The sequence below is a fragment of the Micrococcus luteus genome (genome assembly GCF_022664405.1).
GTDB lineage: Bacteria > Actinomycetota > Actinomycetes > Actinomycetales > Micrococcaceae > Micrococcus > Micrococcus luteus.
The window spans coordinates 19,046-35,803 of the sequence record NZ_JAKRLB010000009.1 but is presented as its reverse complement, the minus strand read 5'-3'; the positions used below and the strand labels follow the sequence as shown (position 1 = coordinate 35,803).

Annotated in this window: 15 protein-coding genes; 2 read left to right on the top strand and 13 right to left on the bottom strand. The window is 71.9% G+C overall.

The features are described 5' to 3' along the window. Positions 1–875: 875 nt before the first annotated feature. The 5 genes from MF605_RS05645 to MF605_RS05625 form a co-directional block, all read right to left on the bottom strand. Positions 876–1,277 carry a cytochrome c oxidase subunit 4 gene (locus MF605_RS05645; protein ID WP_036315109.1) on the bottom strand — a complete coding sequence of 134 codons (402 nt, stop codon included), beginning with the start codon at positions 1,275–1,277 and terminating at the stop codon, positions 876–878. Further along, complete coding sequence (ctaD, locus tag MF605_RS05640) at positions 1,274–2,983, bottom strand: aa3-type cytochrome oxidase subunit I (protein WP_101962534.1); 1,710 nt, start codon at positions 2,981–2,983, stop codon at positions 1,274–1,276. The genes MF605_RS05645 and ctaD overlap by 4 nt, the downstream gene beginning before the upstream one ends. Further along, on the bottom strand, positions 2,983–3,900 hold the full coding sequence (ctaC, locus tag MF605_RS05635) for an aa3-type cytochrome oxidase subunit II (RefSeq protein WP_041103759.1): 918 nt from the start codon (positions 3,898–3,900) through the stop codon (positions 2,983–2,985). Before ctaC ends, ctaD begins: the two co-directional genes overlap by 1 nt. Positions 3,901–4,178: 278 nt before the next feature. Next, positions 4,179–4,571 (bottom strand): iron-sulfur cluster insertion protein ErpA, encoded by a 393-nt coding sequence (gene erpA, locus MF605_RS05630; protein WP_002854644.1) that lies wholly within the window; start codon positions 4,569–4,571, stop codon positions 4,179–4,181. A 118-nt stretch (positions 4,572–4,689) separates the two neighbouring features. Next, positions 4,690–6,093: a dipeptidase gene (locus MF605_RS05625; RefSeq protein WP_134417001.1), complete on the bottom strand. Its 1,404-nt coding sequence runs from the start codon at positions 6,091–6,093 to the stop codon at positions 4,690–4,692. A gap of 80 nt (positions 6,094–6,173) precedes the next feature. Between MF605_RS05625 and MF605_RS05620 the strand changes: the two genes are divergently transcribed. Continuing rightward, positions 6,174–6,797, top strand: a complete 624-nt coding sequence (locus MF605_RS05620) for a DUF3043 domain-containing protein (protein ID WP_134417002.1) — start codon at positions 6,174–6,176, stop codon at positions 6,795–6,797. Between the two features lie 66 nt (positions 6,798–6,863). On the opposite strand, the gene MF605_RS05615 is transcribed toward MF605_RS05620, so the two are convergent. Continuing rightward, positions 6,864–7,991, bottom strand: coding sequence for a quinone-dependent dihydroorotate dehydrogenase (locus MF605_RS05615; RefSeq protein ID WP_052520058.1), 1,128 nt, complete (start codon positions 7,989–7,991; stop codon positions 6,864–6,866). Between the two features lie 55 nt (positions 7,992–8,046). Here MF605_RS05615 and MF605_RS05610 point away from each other — a divergent pair, with 55 nt between their 5' ends. Then, entirely contained in the window at positions 8,047–9,156 is a 1,110-nt protein-coding gene (locus tag MF605_RS05610) for an alpha/beta hydrolase (protein WP_041103750.1), read from the top strand. Here the strand turns inward: MF605_RS05610 and MF605_RS05605 are convergent. The 7 genes from MF605_RS05605 to MF605_RS05575 all read right to left on the bottom strand — a co-directional run bounded on the left by MF605_RS05605 (position 9,096) and on the right by MF605_RS05575 (position 16,727). Next, entirely contained in the window at positions 9,096–9,959 is an 864-nt protein-coding gene (locus MF605_RS05605) for an isoprenyl transferase (protein WP_041103748.1), read from the bottom strand. The genes MF605_RS05610 and MF605_RS05605 overlap by 61 nt on opposite strands. Continuing rightward, on the bottom strand, positions 9,956–10,777 hold the full coding sequence (gene recO / locus MF605_RS05600; protein WP_041103746.1) for a DNA repair protein RecO: 822 nt from the start codon (positions 10,775–10,777) through the stop codon (positions 9,956–9,958). The genes MF605_RS05605 and recO overlap by 4 nt, the downstream gene beginning before the upstream one ends. Next, entirely contained in the window at positions 10,774–12,507 is a 1,734-nt protein-coding gene (gene leuA, locus MF605_RS05595; RefSeq protein WP_041103744.1) for a 2-isopropylmalate synthase, read from the bottom strand. The genes recO and leuA overlap by 4 nt, the downstream gene beginning before the upstream one ends. A gap of 337 nt (positions 12,508–12,844) precedes the next feature. Continuing rightward, positions 12,845–13,810 carry a GTPase Era gene (gene era, locus MF605_RS05590; RefSeq protein WP_041103742.1) on the bottom strand — a complete coding sequence of 322 codons (966 nt, stop codon included), beginning with the start codon at positions 13,808–13,810 and terminating at the stop codon, positions 12,845–12,847. 43 nt (positions 13,811–13,853) lie between these two features. Continuing rightward, a complete protein-coding gene (locus MF605_RS05585) occupies positions 13,854–15,179 on the bottom strand; it encodes a hemolysin family protein (protein ID WP_041103740.1) in 1,326 nt (441 codons plus the stop codon). Between the two features lie 11 nt (positions 15,180–15,190). Continuing rightward, positions 15,191–15,664 (bottom strand): rRNA maturation RNase YbeY, encoded by a 474-nt coding sequence (ybeY, locus tag MF605_RS05580; protein ID WP_041103738.1) that lies wholly within the window; start codon positions 15,662–15,664, stop codon positions 15,191–15,193. Further along, entirely contained in the window at positions 15,654–16,727 is a 1,074-nt protein-coding gene (locus MF605_RS05575; protein ID WP_036336560.1) for a PhoH family protein, read from the bottom strand. The genes ybeY and MF605_RS05575 overlap by 11 nt, the downstream gene beginning before the upstream one ends. Between the last annotated feature and the right edge of the window lie 31 nt (positions 16,728–16,758).

Here is a 16,758-nt window from a genome sequence, read left to right as displayed (position 1 = left end):
CCAGGTGCCGCGGGCCCGTGCCCGACGGTGTGTCCTGGCGGCGGGGGCTGTCCCGGCAGGGTGGCCATCCGCCACCCCTGGGCCCCGAGATGGACGACGGCCCGGATGCAGGCCACGGCGTCACGGTCAACATGGTGGGCACCGGTGCAGAGCCAAGCCGTACTCCGCTGCACCGATGCACCGATGCACCGATGCACCGATGGTGATGATGAGGCCCATCGCCGCAACCACCGGCCAGCCCTTTCTTCCTGACCGAGGAGCTGTCGACAGTGCGTGGCAGGTGCCCGTGCGGACGCGGCCACGGGCTCTCCGGAGGCCGGGCCGGCCCCGCCCCCTCGGACGGTGCAGAGGGGGCGGAGGGGGCCTCGTCCGGCGCCCACCGAAAGTGTCACCCTCACCTCGCCACGTGGACCGTCACAAGCGACGGCCCTGCTGGCCTGCACCCCGTGCGACTCCCCTGCCCGGTCTCTACGTGACGAGGCTCGTTCCGGCCGCTGAGAGCGGCGTAGGAGTCGCGGGCACGGGCATCAACGGGACGCGCGACGGGACGGCCCATTCAAGTGCCGCCGCGGCACGCAGACGTCGTCATGGGCAGCGCGGTGAGGCGCTCCTGGCGCGCCGCTGACTCTGCGCGGCGGTCGATGCCCGGGCCTACGCAGACCACGAGACAGCGGGACGGGCCACCAGGCGAACCCTTCACCCGGGCACCACGCCTGGCCCCCGAGCGGCGAGTAGGCCGGTCGCCGTGACCGGCCCCGCGGCGCAGGAGCTGGCTGCCCGCGACGGCGCCGTGTCGCTCCGCAGCACACGCGGCATGAAAACGCCGCAGGCCGGACCCCAAGGGGTCCGGCCTGCGGCGTTCGACGACGGTCGGGTCAGTGGGCGTACTTGCCCCGAGAGAACTCGTAGACCCACCCGAAGGTGAAGTAGGCGCCCGCGATGACGCCGATGATGAAGATCCACCAGCCGACGGCCAGACCGGTCACGATGATCGCGCAGGCCAGGCCGAGGCCCAGCGGCCACCAGCTCCAGGGAGCGAAGGTGCCGTAGGTGCCGGCGTAGTCGGCGATCTGGCCGTCCGCATCATCGGCGGGCCCGACGCCGTACTTCCGCTCGGTGACGTTCAGGTACCACGCGATCATCCAGGACATCCCGCCCACGGCGTAGATGGCCGGGATGCCTGCCCACTCGGTCCACTCGACCCAGAACCCGTAGAGGGTGGCGGCTGCGATGAAGAACAGGCCGATGATCCAGAAGATGTTGGCTGCGACCTTCACTGGGCGACCTTCTCTCCGAAGGCCTCAGACGTGTTCTGAGGCGAGTGCGGGAAGAGCTCCGGGTGGTGCAGATCCAGCGCCGGACGCTCGGAGCGGATGCGCGGCAGGGAGTGGAAGTTGTGCCGCGGCGGCGGGCACGAAGTGGTCCACTCGAGCGAGGCGCCGAAGCCCCACGGGTCGTCCACGGTGACCTTCTTGCCATAGCGCGAGGTGATGTAGACGTTCCAGAAGAACGGGATCAGCGACGCGCCGAGAACGAAGGAGAACACCGAGGAGAACGCGTTCATCGCCTGGAAGCTGTCCTCCACCATGTAGTCCGCGTAGCGACGGGGCATGCCGATGACACCGAGCCAGTGCTGGATCAGGAACGTGCCGTGGAAGCCCACGAACAGCATCCAGAACTGGATCTTGCCGAGACGCTCGTTCAGCATCTTGCCGGTGAACTTCGGCCACCAGAAGAAGAAGCCGGCGAACATCGCGAACACCACGGTGCCGAAGACGACGTAGTGGAAGTGCGCCACGACGAAGTACGTGTCGGACACCTGGAAGTCCAGGGGCGGCGACGCCAGGATGACGCCGGTCAGGCCACCGAACAGGAAGGTGACCATGAAGCCGAGCGTCCACAGCATCGGGGTCTCGAAGGTGATCGAACCGCGCCACATGGTGCCGATCCAGTTCACGAACTTCACGCCGGTCGGGACCGCGATGAGCATGGTCATCACGGAGAAGAACGGCAGGAGCACGGCGCCGGTCACGTACATGTGGTGCGCCCACACCGTCACGGAGAGCGCGGCGATCGCCGTCGTCGCGAACACGATGGACTTGTAGCCGAAGATCGGCTTGCGGGAGAACACCGGGATGATCTCCGACACGACGCCGAAGAACGGCAGGGCGATGATGTACACCTCGGGGTGGCCGAAGAACCAGAAGAGGTGCTGCCACAGGATGGCGCCGCCGTTCTCCGGGTTGAAGATGTGGCCGCCGAAGCGACGGTCCAGGCCCAGCGCGAAGAGCGCGGAGGCAAACGGCGGGAACGCCACCATGATCAGGATGCCGGTGATGAGCGTGTTCCAGGTGAAGATCGGCATGCGCCACATCGTCATGCCAGGAGCACGCATCGTCAGGATCGTGGTGATGAAGTTGACGCCGCCCATGATCGTGCCGAAGCCCTGGAGGACCAGACCGAACACCCAGAGGTCACCGCCGACGCCCGGCGAGTACGTGGTGTTGGAGAGCGGGGCGTAGGCGAACCAGCCGAACGAGGCCGCACCCTGCGGGGTGAGGAAGCCGGCGGTCGCGATGAGCGAGCCGAACAGGAAGAACCAGAACGCCAGGGCGTTCAGACGCGGGAAGGACACGTCCGGAGCGCCGATCTGCAGCGGCACCAGCACGTTGGCGAAGCCCACGAAGAGCGGGGTCGCGAACATGAGCAGCATGAGCGTGCCGTGCATGGTGAACAGCTGGTTGTACTGCTCCTTCGTCTGCAGGATCTGCATGCCGGGCTCGAAGAGCTCCGCGCGGATCATGAGGGCCATGACGCCGCCGATGCAGAAGAAGATGAAGGACGTGATCAGGTACATGTACCCGAGCACCTTGTGGTCGGTCGTCGTCAGCCAGCTGACGACGATCTTGCCCAGCGAACGGGGCACCACACGAGGCTGCGCCTGTGAGCGCACCTCATCCGTTGCGTACTCGTAAGTGGTCATCAGTGGCTACCTCCACCGCGGGGGGTCTGGAGATCGCGCTCCATCGTCCCGGCGCCGTCAGGGTTGTTGTTGGGGTTGCGGCTGTACTCTTCGCCCACCTGACCCGGCTCCATCTCCTCGAGGCGGTCCACGAACTCGGCCTCGTCCACGACCTCGACGTTGAAGAGCATCTCGGAGTGGTACTCGCCGCACAGCTCGGCGCACTTGCCGTCGTAGCTGCCCAGCTCCTGGGGGGTCAGGTAGAGGTGGTTGGTCTTGCCGGGGATCATGTCGCGCTTCTGGAGGAACTGCGGGATCCAGAAGGAGTGCGCCACGTCGCGGGACTTCAGCTCGAAGTGCACCGGCACGTCGTTCGGCAGGTACAGGACCGGAAGGGTGTCACGCACGCCCTCGGTGCCGTCCAGCTGGGCCTGGATGCCGGAGTAGTGGGCCTCGATGACCTCGCCGTTCTCCTGCTCGTAGGAGTAGTTGAAGTCCCAGGACCACTGCTTGCCGTACACGGTGACGGTCAGCGGCGAGTCGTCCACGGGGCGGTCGACCTCGGTCTGGACGCGGTCGGTGAAGCCCCAGAGGGTGAAGACCATCAGAATCGGGATGGCCGTGAACATGGTCTCGAGCGGCACGTTGTAGGCCGTCTGCTTCGGGAAGCCCTGGTCGTTCTTGCGGCGGCGGTAGGCCACCATGCACCAGATCATGGCGCCCCAGGCGAGCAGGCCCACGACCAGGGCCGCGATCCAGGAGTTCACCCACAGGTCGGTGAGCTGGGCGTTGTGGTTGGTGGTGTCCCGGGTGCCGGGGTACCAGCCGCGCTGGACCTCTGCCGAACAGCCGGTCAGCACCAGGAGCGCCGTGGTGCCCACGGCACCGGCGGTCCAGCGGCGGCGAGTCCGACGTCCGGCGTCATTCTGTGCTCTCACAGACGGCCTTCCTCTTCATCTCGTGTGCGAGGGGCGTCCCCGCTCCCCCGGCGATTCGGCGACTTCTCGCAGCGTCCTCGCAGGGAGCACGGGTATGCCCTGATGATTCAGAGCCAGTCTAAGCCGAAACGCGCGGATTCTCCGCACCGTGACACGTGCCGATCGTGTCTGGGAGTCGGGTCCGAGCCTCCTGGGTGCGACGCCCGGGCACGACGACGGCGGGCCGGCCGAGGCCGACCCGCCGGTTCGCGGTCCGAGGCGCTCCGGGCGCCCGCAGATCAGTGGAAGGAGTCGCCGCAGGCGCACGAGCCGCCCGCGTTGGGGTTGTCGATCGTGAAGCCCTGCTTCGAGATGGTGTCCTCGAAGTCGATGGTCGCGCCCATGAGATAGGGCACGCTCATCTTGTCGACGATCACCTCGACCCCGTCGTAGTCACGGACGGTGTCGCCGTCGAGGACGCGCTCGTCGAAGTAGAGCTGGTAGATCAGGCCCGAGCAGCCGCCCGGCTGCACGGCGACGCGCAGCCGCAGGTCCGTGCGGCCCTCCTGCTCGAGCAGCGAGCGCACCTTGCCGGCCGCCACGTCGGTCAGCTCGACCTCGTGCGGGGGCAGGCCCTCGGCGTCCTGGGTCGCGCCGATCTCGACGCCGGTCTCCTCTGCGGACAGAGCCATCGTGACCTCCTCAGATCATGGGGCGCGGACGGGGCCGTCACGCGCGTGTGGTCTCCCGGACAACACTAGCCGCCCACGGAGTATTCCCGGCCCGCCGCACCGACGGGCCGGGCGGCACTCACGCGGACAGCCGCGCGAGCCAGAGCGCCTCGGCCACGACGGCCCGCTGGAAGTCGTCGATGTGCAGCGACTCGTTGGCCGAGTGCGCCCGCGTGTCCGGGTCCTCCACGCCCGTGATGAGGAGGGTGGCCTCCGGGAAGACCTCGGCGAGGTCCGCGGTGAACGGGATGGAGCCGCCCATGCCGATCGCCCGGGGCTCGACGCCCCAGGCGTCCTCCAGGGCGGCCATCATCGCGGCCGCGGCGGGGGCCGAGGTGTCCGTCGTGAACGGCTGACCGAACTCCCCCGCGGTGACCGTGATCTCCGCGCCGAGCACCGCCGCGGACTGCGCCTCCAGGTGGGTGCGCAGCGCCTCGAAGGCCTCCGCGGGCTCCATGCCGGGGCCCAGGCGCAGCGAGAACTTCGCGCGCGCCGCGGGCTGGATCGTGTTCGAGGACTCCGCGACCGAGGGCGCGTCGATCCCGATGATGCTCAGCGCGGGAGCGTTCCACAGCCGGTCCGCGACCGGGCCGCGGCCGGCCAGGGTCACCCCGTCCAGCACGCCCGCGTCCGCACGGAAGACGTCCTCGGGGTAGTCCAGGCCCGCGGTCTGCCGCGGCTCGAGGCCGGGCACGGCGACCGCGCCGTCCGCGTCGTGGAGCGTGGCGATCAGCCGCGAGAGCAGGACGACGGCGTCCAGGACCGGCCCGCCGAACATGCCGGAGTGCACGGCGTGGTCGAGCACCCGGACGGTCACCGTGCCGTCCACCAGCCCGCGCAGGGAGGTGGTCAGCGCGGGCTCCCCCACGGCCCAGTTGGACGAGTCCGCGACCACGATCGCGTCGGCGTCGAGGCGCGCCCGGTGCTTCTCCAGGAAGGTGCGGAAGGTGGGCGAGCCGGCCTCCTCTTCGCCCTCGATGAAGACGCGGACGCCGACGCCGGCGTCGGGCAGGACGTCCCGCAGAGCGGCGAGGGCGGCGAGGTGGACCATGATGCCGGCCTTGTCGTCGGCGGCGCCGCGGCCGTACAGCCGCCCGCCGCGCTCGGTGGCCACGAGCGGCGGGGTGTCCCAGAGGTCCTCGTCCCCGATCGGCTGCACATCATGGTGGGCATACAACAAGACGGTGGGCTTGTCGGAGGCGCCGGGCTTCTCGCCGATCACCGCCGGCCCGCCAGGCCGGTCGTCGTCGCGGGTCTCGGTCACGATCTCCACATCCTGCAGGCCCGCCTCGCGCAGCAGGCCCGCGACGGCCTCCGCGGACCGCTCGAGCTGGGCGCGGTCCGCGGAGTCCCAGGCGATGCCCGGGATCGCCACGAGGTCGGTGAGGGTCTGGAGGGTCGTCGGGAAACGGGCCTCGACGGCCTCACGGACGGCGGAGACGAGGGCCGCGTCCTGCGGCGCACGGGAGGTGATGTCAGTCATGACGGCCAGCGTAGACGGCGACCGAGCCGAGGGCCGCGCCTCCGGGCGGGCCGGACGCGCCCCACCACTAGACTGGAGGGGTGTTCAAGCGAGACAAGACCCCCGAGACCGCGCCCGCCCCCTCGACTCACGGCTCCTCGGCCGCTCCCGCCGAGGGCGCCGCCGTGGCCGAGGCCGGGCCGCGCGACCGCTCGCAGGGCAAGAAGGGCCCGACTCCGCGGCGCCGCGACCAGGAGGCCGCGCGCCGTCGCACCCTGGTCCCCGAGGATCGCAAGGCGGCCCGCAAGGCCGAGCGTCAGGCGATGGCCCAGGAGCGGATGCGCCAGCGCGCCGCGCTGGAGACCGGGGACGAGCGCGGCCTCCCGGCGCGCGACAAGGGACCGCAGAAGCGCTGGGTCCGTGACTACGTGGACGCGCGCTCCGGCATCGGCGAGTGGCTCATGCCCGTCGTCTTCGCCTACGTCCTGCTCATGTTCATCCCCGGCCGCGAGGCGCAGCTGATCCTGATGATCAGCCTGTACGTCCTCGTGGCCCTCGTGCTCATCGAGAGCTTCCTGGTCAGCCGGCACATCAAGAAGGGCCTGACGGAGCGCTTCGGCACGCCGGAGCCCGGGACCGGCTTCTACGGCATCATGCGGGCCCTGCAGTTCCGCCGCCTGCGTCTGCCCAAGCCCCAGGTCAAGCGGGGCGAGTACCCCGCCTGACACGACACCGCGCCACGGCCCGGACCCCGGTGGGTCCGGGCCGTCGCGGCCCCGGCGAGCAGACCGTCAGCCCCGCAGGGACCGGGCCAGCCCGGCGGTGATCCGGCCGGCCCAGAACGGCCCCTCGTAGAGGAACGCGGTGTAGCCCTGGACGAGGTCCGCGCCCGCGTCGAGCCGGGCCTGGACGTCGTCGGCGTCCGTCACCCCGCCCACGCTGACGACGGCGGTGCCCGTCGGCAGCGCCGTCCGCAGGACCTCCAGCACCCGCATCGACCGCTCCTGGAGCGGGGCCCCGGACAGGCCGCCCGCGCCCAGGGCGTCCACGTCGGCACGCGGGGTGCGCAGACCCTCGCGGGAGACGGTCGTGTTGGTCGCGATGACGCCGTCGAGCCCGAGGCGCTCGGCGAGCGCCCCGACGGCGCGCACGTCGTCGTCCGCCAGGTCCGGGGCGATCTTCACGGTCAGTGGCACCCGCCGGCCCGGGACCGCACGGTCGGCCTCCTCGCGCACCGCCGTGAGGATCGGCTCCAGCGCGTCGATCTCCTGCAGCTGGCGCAGCCCCGGCGTGTTCGGGGAGGACACGTTGACCGTCAGGTAGTCGGCGTGGGGCGCGAGCAGGCGGGTCGAGGCCCGGTAGTCGTCCGCCGCGTCCTCGAGCGGGACCACCTTGGTCTTGCCGATGTTCACGCCCAGGACCGGCCGGGTCGGACCGAAGCGGCGCTCCAGGGTCTGCCGGGTCCGCGCCAGGCGGGGGGCGACGGCCGCCGCGCCGTCGTTGTTGAAGCCCATGCGGTTGACCAGCGCCCGGTCGTCCACGAGACGGAACAGTCGGGGCTGCGGGTTGCCGGGCTGCGGCTGCGCCGTGATCGTGCCGACCTCGATGTGGCCGAACCCGAGGTCGGCCAGGGCGGCGGTCCCCCGGCCGTCCTTGTCGAACCCCGCGGCCAGGCCGAAGGGCGTCGGGAACCGCAGGCCCATGACCGTGCGCGCGAGCAGCGGGTCCGGGCGGAAGGCGGCGCGCAGGGCGGCGGACGCCCCGGTGCGCTCGACCAGCCGGATCGCGTCGAAGCCCCGATGGTGCGCCTGCTCCGCGTCCATGCCGCCGAACACGGCACGGAAGAAGGGCGGGTACAGGCGAGGCGCGCGGGAGGTCAGGAGGCCGTCGACGGCGGACTTGGGATCAGGCAGCTGCATGCCCCCATCCTCGCACGGGCCTCCCGCCCGCCCAGGGTCCTCCTAGAGTGGTCGGATGGCCCGTGACCCGATCCAGCCGCCGCCCCCGGACCCCTCCGCCCCGCACGGCGCCCCCGCCGGCGGACCGACGGAGGAGGACACCCGCCCGTTCCTCGACGACCCGCCGGGCCTGGGCTGGGTCCCGGACGGACTGCCGGGCTTCGAACGATGCACCCTCGGCCTCGACACCGATGAACAAGGACAGAACCTTGTCACAGTGGTGCGTCCGCGCACCGACGCCCCCCGTGACCCGGCCCGCCGGCCCATCCTCTCGGTGCACGGCTGGAGCGACTACTTCTACAACGCCCCGCTCGCCCACGCGTTCGAGGCCGCCGGCTACGCCTTCCACGCCGTCGACCTCCGCCACTACGGCCGCTCGCTGCGCGCGGGACAGACGCCCGGCTGGACGGACGACCTGACCCGCTACGACGCGGACCTCGAGGCCGCGTTCGAGACCATCGCCCAGGATCACCCGCTGCCGCCCATCCTCATGGGGCACTCCACCGGCGGGCTGATCGCCGCGCTGTGGGCGGACCGGAATCCCGGCCGCCTCGCCGCGCTCGTGCTCAACAGCCCGTGGCTGGAGATGCAGGGCAGCGCGGGGGTGCGCCTGCTGGCGAAGTCCATCGTGGGGCCCGTCTCCGCCATGAAGCCCTACGCCGTGCTCACGCTGCCGCGCATCGACCACTACTGGCGCACCCTCTCGGACCAGGCCGAGGGCGAATGGGACCTGCACCCGCTCTGGCGTCCTCCGCACGCGTTCGAGGTGCCGGCCGCCTGGCTGAGCGCGGTCCTCTCGGGGCACCGGGCCGTGGCCGGGCGGCTCGACGTCTCCGTGCCGATCCTCGTGCTCGTCTCCGCGCGCGGGCATCGGGGCACGTCCTACGCCGAGGCGATGCTGACCTCGGACATCGTCCTGGACCCCGACGCCATGGCCCGACGCTCCCTGCGGCTCGGCAACCGGGTGACCGTCCACCGGCTCCCCGACGCGCTGCACGACGTGTTCGCCTCCCCCGCGTCGGTGCGCGAGGCGGCCGGTGCCGCGACGCTCACGTGGCTGGGCGCCTACGCGCCGCCGTCGGCGTCCGAGGCCGAGTCCGGCGCGCCGGACGACGGTGCCGGCTGAGGGGTGTCCACGGCGCCGCCGTAGCGGCGGTCCCGTCGGGCGTAGGTCTCGACGGCGGCCCACAGGGTCCGCCGGTCGACGTCCGGCCACAGCACGTCCAGGAACAGCAGCTCCGCGTAGGCGGACTGCCACAGCAGATAGTTGGACAGGCGCTGCTCCCCCGAGGTCCGCAGGAACAGGTCCACGTCCGGGACGACGTCGACGTCCTGACCCGTGCGGAAACCGCGGTCGAGGTAGCGGGTGATGACGTCCTCGGTGATCTCCCCCGGCCGCATCCGGCCGGCCCGGACCTCCTCGGCGATGGCCTGGACGCCGTCCAGGATCTCGGCGCGGCTGCCGTAGTTCACGCACATGTGCAGGGTGGTCCCGGTGTTGTGGCGCGTGAGCTCCTCGGCCTCCTGCAGCTCCCGGATCACGGGGGTCCAGAGTCGCGGGGCCCGCCCGTTCCACCGGATCCGCACGTTCCACGAGTGCAGGGTGTCCCGCTGCCGGCGCAGCACGTCCCGGGAGAAGCCCATGAGGAAGCGCACCTCCTCCGCCGAGCGCCGCCAGTTCTCCGTGGAGAACGCATACGCGGACACGTGGCCGATCCCCAGCTCCACCGCCCCGGCGACGACGTCCAGCAGCGCCGCCTCGCCGGCCCGATGGCCCTCGGTGCGGGGCAGGCCGCGCTGGTTGGCCCACCGTCCGTTGCCGTCCATCACGATCGCCACATGCCGGGGCACGAAACGCGGGTCGATCCGCGGGGCGACCGCACCCGAGGGGTGCGGCGGCGGGGACTGCGGGGCTCGGTCGGCGCTCATGGTCTCCTCTCGACGCGCGGGGCGGGGAGGCCGAGGTCCTGGTCCAGGACGGACAGGGACACCAGGCGCCGCTCGGCGTGGAACTGCAGGTACGCGGCCACGATACCGGCCGCCTCGCGGCGGGCGGGGGCCCCGGAGGCGTCCGCGGTGGCCCAGTCCCCCGCCGCGAGGGCCGAGAGCAGGTCGAAGGTCTCCGGGGCTGGGTGCGCGGCACCGGGTGGCCTGCATTCGAGACAGACGGCCCCGCCGAGGCCCACGTGCAGCGCCGTGTGCGGGCCGGGGGCGCCGCAGCGGGCGCACCGGTCGAAGGTGGGGGCCCAGCCGGCCTGGGCGAGCGCGCGCAGCAGGAACGAGTGCAGGATCAGGCGTGGGTCGTGCGCACCGCGGGCCAGCGCGGCCAGCGCGCCGTGGAAGAGGCGGTACTGGGCGCGCCGACCGTCGTCGTCCACCGCGGGGACCCGCTCGACGGCCTCGGCGAGGGCGCCGGCGACGGTGTAGGCGTCGTAGTCGGCGGCCAGCATCGTCGCGTACGGGTGCAGCAGCTGCGCCTGGCTCACGGTGTGCAGCTCGCCCCGGCCGCGCGCGAGCTGGAGCGTGGAGTGCATGAACGGCTCCACCACCGAGCCCAGCCGGGAGGACGTCTTGCGCACCCCCTTGGCCACGGCCCGGACCAAGCCGTGCTCGGGGGTGAGCGCCTCGACGATGCGATCGGCCTCCCCCAGACGGTGGGTGCGCAGCACGATGGCCTCGGTGCGGAACGAGTTCGCCGCGTAGCCGCCGTGCCGCGCACCCCGCCAAGAGGAGCCGGAGCCGCTCACGCGCGCAGGGCGCGGTTCACCGCGGACACCACGGCCTTCAGCGAGGCGGTGGTGGTGTTGTGGTCCAGGCCAACGCCCCAGAGGACACGGTCGCCCACGGCCGCCTCCACGTAGGCGGCGGCCATGGCCGCGCCGCCCTCGGACAGTGCGTGCTCGGAGTAGTCGAGCACGCGGACGTCCACGCCCTCCTCGCCGAGGATGCGCAGGAACGCGTCGATCGGGCCGTTGCCCTGCGCCGCGCGGGTCTGCGTGACGCCGTCGACCTCGAGCTCGGCCTCCATCCGGAACGCGCCGTCCTCGCCGGAGGCCGAGGAGACCGAGCGGAGCCGGTAGTGGCCCCACTGCGCCTCCGCCGCGTCGGCGGGCAGGTACTCGTCCTGGAACACGCGCCACAGGTCGGCGCCGGAGACCTCGCCGCCCTGGGCGTCGGCCAGATCCTGGATGACGTGGGAGAACTCGATCTGCGCGCGGCGCGGCAGGTCCAGGTTGTGCTCGGACTTGAGCAGGTAGGCGACGCCGCCCTTGCCGGACTGCGAGTTCACGCGGATGACGGCCTCGTAGGAGCGGCCGATGTCCTTCGGGTCGATGGGCAGGTACGGCACGGCCCACGGGATGCCGTCCACGTCGGTGCCGGCCGCCTTGGCGTCGACCTCCATGGCCTCGAAGCCCTTCTTGATGGCGTCCTGGTGGGAGCCGGAGAAGGCCGTGAAGACGAGGTCGCCGCCCCAGGGCGAGCGCTCGGGCACGGCCAGCTGGTTGCAGTACTCGACCGTGCGCTTGACGTGGTCCATGTCGGAGAAGTCGATCATGGGGTCGACGCCCTGCGAGTACAGGTTCATGCCCAGCGTCACCAGGTCGACGTTGCCGGTGCGCTCGCCGTTGCCGAACAGGCATCCCTCGATGCGGTCCGCCCCGGCCAGGTAGCCCAGCTCGGCGGCGGCCACGCCCGTGCCGCGGTCGTTGTGCGGGTGCAGGGAGAGGATGAGCGAGTCGCGGTGCTCCAGGTTGCGGTGCATCCACTCGATCGAGTCGGCGTACACGTTCGGGGTGGACATCTCCACCGTCGCCGGCAGGTTCAGGATCATCTTGCGGTCGGTGGAGGCCTCCAGGACCGTGGCCACCTCGTCCGAGATGCGCCGGGCGAACTCGAGCTCGGTGCCCGTGTAGGACTCGGGCGAGTACTCGTAGGTGATCTGCGTGCCCTTGAGCTGCTCCTCGAACTTCTTCACCAGGCGCGCGCCGGAGGTCGCGATGTCCACGATCCCGTCCTCGTCCTGCCGGAACACCACGCGGCGCTGCAGCACCGACGTCGAGTTGTACAGGTGCACGATGGCCCGGTCGGCGCCCTCGAGCGCCTCGAAGGTGCGCTCGATCAGGTGCTCACGGGACTGGGTGAGGACCTGGATGGTGACGTCGTCCGGGATGTGGTCGCCCTCGATGAGCTGGCGGACGAAGTCGTAGTCGGTCTGCGAGGCGGAGGGGAAGCCGACCTCGATCTCCTTGAAGCCCATGCCGACGAGCAGCTGGAACATGCGCAGCTTGCGCTCGGGGCCCATGGGGTCGATCAGGGCCTGGTTGCCGTCGCGCAGGTCCACGGCGCACCACAGCGGCGCCTTCTCGATGACCTTGTCCGGCCAGGTGCGGTCCGGCAGGGCGACCTCGATCTGGTCCTGGAACGGGACGTACTTGTGGAACTTCATCCCCGACGACTTCTGCAGGTGGGCGCTCATGCGTGTTCTCCCTCGACGTGCGCGCGGCGGGCGCGCGAAAGGTGGGTGGTCGGTGGCCGGACCGGGAGGTCAGGGGCTCCGCACGGGGTGTCCGGTCCGGTGGGAGGCGTCCTGCCTCCGCATGCGCTCAGGCGGCGTGGATCACGGCCTGGCACGGGGACCCCGTGCGGCCGGGAAGTAGCAGGCGGGCCGTGGCCGGCGCTGTCGTCGCGAGGCGGAGGGACATGCCCCCGACCCTAGCACCGAGGTGGGCCGGGCCACAGGAGGCCGTCCCCGTGTGACGCACGACGACGGCGGCCCGCTCCGGCGCGTGCGCGCCCGGGCCGGGGCCTCGGGCTCAGAAGCCGAGTCGGCCGAGCTGTTTGGGGTCGCGCTGCCACTCCTTGGCGACCTTGACCCGCAGGTCCAGGTGCACCTTGGTGCCGAGCATGCGCTCGATGCCCGCCCGCGCCTGCGCGCCGATCTCACGCAGCCGGGAGCCGCCCTTGCCGATGATGATGCCCTTCTGGCTGTCCCGTTCGACGAAGACGTTCGCCCACACGTCCATGAGGGGCCGATCCGCGGGGCGGTCCTCGCGCAGGGACATCTCCTCGACCATCACGGCCACCGAGTGCGGCAGCTCGTCGCGCACGCCCTCCAGGGCCGCCTCCCGGATGAGCTCGGCGACCATGACCGCCTCCGGCTCGTCCGTGAGCTCGCCGTCGGGGTACAGGGGCGGCCCGGCCGGCAGCAGGCCCGCGAAGACGCCCAGGACGTCGTCGACCTGGCGGCCGGCCACCGCCGAGACCGGCACGACGGCCGCGAAGCCCTCCCCGCCGTTCTCCGGCCCGAGGACCTCGTCGCCCAGCGCGGTCACGGCCACGAGCTGCGCCATGAGCTGCTCCGGGCCCACCTTGTCCGTCTTCGTCACCACGGCGACCACCGGGGTGCGGTGCAGGTAGGAGAGCTGCTGGGCGATGAACCGGTCGCCGGGACCGATCGCCTCGTCGGCCGGCAGGCACATGCCCACGGCGTCGACCTCGTTGAGCGTCTCCGCCACGAGGTCGTTGAGGCGCTCGCCGAGCAGGGTGCGGGGCCGGTGCAGGCCCGGGGTGTCCACGAGCACGAGCTGGAAGTCCTCGCGGTGGACGATCCCGCGGATGGTGTGGCGCGTGGTCTGCGGCTTGGAGGAGGTGATCGCCACCTTCTCCCCCACCAGCGCGTTGGTGAGCGTGGACTTGCCGGCGTTCGGCCGGCCCACGAGCGAGACGAAGCCGGAACGGAAGCCGTCCGCGGCGCGGGCCGGATCGACGAGATCGGTCATGGGGTCATCCTTGTCAGGCGGGGCGTGGGGTGGGGCGGCCGGCTCAGGCCACGGGGTCGGCGGGCGTGGCGCCGTGGGCCTGCTCCTCGCGCCGGCGCAGCCGCACCGGGCGGTCGGGGGTCTCGGAGACGCGCAGGCGCGCGACCCGGTTGCGGCGGGGCTCGAGGGTGTCCGCGACGAGCTCGATCCCCTGGACCACGACGCGCGAGCCCTGGATCGGGACGCGGCCGAGCTCCTTGGCCAGGAGGCCGCCGACCGTGTCGACGTCGTCGTCCTCGTCCTCCTCCGGCAGCTCGAACTCCTCCCGGAAGTCGTGGATGCCCATGCGCGCGTCGACGGAGTAGACGCCGGGCGCGACGAACTCCACCTCGGGGCGGTCCGGGTGGTCGTCCTCGTCGTAGATCTCGCCGACGATCTCCTCGATGAGGTCCTCGAGCGTCACGAGCCCCGCCGTACCGCCGTACTCGTCCACCACCACGGCCACGTGGGTGGACTCGCGCTGCAGCTCCTGCAGGAGGGTGGCCACGGACTTCGACTCGGGGACGAAGCGGACGTCGCGCATGACCTCGGTGACGGGGGTGTCGGTCGCAGCGCCGTCGTGGTGCAGGGCGCGGGTGACGTCCTTGAGGTGCAGCATGCCCCGGATGTCGTCGGCGTCCTCGCCGATCACCGGGATGCGGGAGTTGCCGGAGCGCAGGAACAGGGCCATGGCCTGGCCGAGCGTGTGGTCGGCGTCGATCGTGACGACGTCGGTGCGCGGCACCATGACGGAGCGGACGATGGTGTCGTTCATGGAGAACACCGACTGGATCAGCTCCGCCTCGGAGTCGGCGAGCACGTCCGCGTCGTGGGCGCGGGCGACGAACTCGCGCAGGTGGCGCTCCTGGAAGTCGTCCTCGTCCTCCGGCTCGACCTCGCGACGGCGCCGGTCCCGGTCCAGGCGGGCGGCGAGCGGGCCCAGGGCCCGGCGGAGCACCCACACGAGCCCGCCGAGGCGGCGGGCGACGGCGGCCTCGTTGCGGGAGCCGATCGGCCGCGGGCTCCAGACGCCCAGCAGGGCGGCCACGCCCACGAGCACGACCGCGGCGATCGCCACGGTGAGCCACGTGTCGTCCACCACCGCGTCGGCGGCCGCGGTCAGGCAGACGGCCGACAGGGCCTCGGCGACGAAGCGCCAGACCCGCAGGGCCCCGAGGTGGCTCTCCCGCTCGCGGGCGATCTCCAGGACCTTGGAGCCGGGCTGCTCGCGGACGATGTCCTCCGCGTCCCGCCGGGAGAGGTAGGAGAACGCGGACTCGGCCAGGGACAGCGTCCAGGTCAGGCCGAGGAAGACCAGGAACAGGGCGAAGAGGACGGCGGGCGTCAGCATGGGCGGTGCCGTCAATCCTCGACGGTGGGGGCCGGGGCGGGCCGCCCCAGGACCTCGGAGACGAGCCGATCCTGGAGCGTGAACATCTCCTCGCGCTCGGCGTCCTCGAGATGGTCGTACCCGAGCAGGTGGAGCATGCCGTGGGTGAGCAGCAGGAGCAGCTCGTCGTCACGGGAGTGCCCGCCGCGCGCCGCCTGCTCGGCGGCGACCTCGGGGCAGAGCACGACGTCGCCGAGCACGCCCTCGGCCGGCGCCTCGGGCGAGCCGGGGGTCAGCTCGTCCATGGGCAGGCTCATCACGTCGGTGGGCCCGGGCAGGTCCATCCACTCCTCGTGCAGCTCGGCCATGCGTGCGGCGTCCACGACGGTCACGGCCGTCTCGGCGCGCTCGTGGACGTGCAGGCGCGCGTACACGTGCCGGGCCATGCGCAGCAGCGCGTCCTCGGGGACCTCGATCCCCGACTCGTTCAGGATCTCAACGGCCACGGCGGGCCCCTCCTCGCTTCTGGGACCGCTCCGCGGGGCCGCGGGCGGCGTCGTAGGCGTCCACGATGGCGCTCACCAGCGAGTGCCGGACCACGTCCGAGGAGTCGAAGCGGACCATCTCCAGTCCCTCGATCCCCTCGAGCACCTCGACGGCCTGGGCCAGGCCGGACTGGGTGCCGCGCGGCAGGTCCACCTGCGAGGTGTCGCCCGTGACGACCATGCGCGCACCGAAGCCGAGGCGGGTCAGGAACATCTTCATCTGCTCGCCGGTGGTGTTCTGGGCCTCGTCGAGGATCACGAACGCGTCGTTCAGGGTGCGGCCGCGCATGTACGCCAGCGGGGCGACCTCGATGGTCCCGGCCTCCATCAGCCGCGGGATCGACTCGGGCTCGATCATGTCGTGCAGCGCGTCGTACAGGGGGCGCAGGTACGGGTCGATCTTCTCGGAGAGCCCGCCGGGCAGGAAGCCGAGCCGTTCGCCGGCCTCGACGGCCGGGCGGGTGAGGATGATCCGGTTGACCTCCTTGGCCTGCAGCGCCTGCACCGCCTTGGCCATCGCCAGGTAGGTCTTGCCGGTGCCGGCCGGGCCGATGCCGAAGACGACGGTGGAGCGGTCGATCGCCTCCACGTAGTCCTGCTGGTGCAGGGTCTTCGCGCGGATGCGGCGGCCCCGGCCCGAGAGGATCGAGTCCAGGTGCAGCTGACCCGCGCCGCGCCCGGTGGCGGCGTCGCGGACGTGGTGGACGACCTGGCCCATCACCTCGGGGGTGACGGCCTGGTCGCGGCGGGCGATCGAGCGCAGGTCCTCGACGACGCGCCGCACCGTGGCCACCTCGGCCACCGGCCCGGCCAGGTCCAGCCGCTGGTCGCGGACCGTGACGTCCACGGTGGGGAACACGCCGCCGAGGATCCGCAGCAGGGCGTCCTGCGGTCCGAGCGTGCGGACCATGAGGTCGGCGGACTCGAACGCGACCCCCTCGTGCGCGGTGGCGGGCGGGGTCGGGGTCGTGGGGGGCACGGTCACGATGGGGCGGATCACCTCGGGGTCGCGGGGGCGGGACATCCCGACCAGTCTAGGCGTCGGCGCGCCGTCC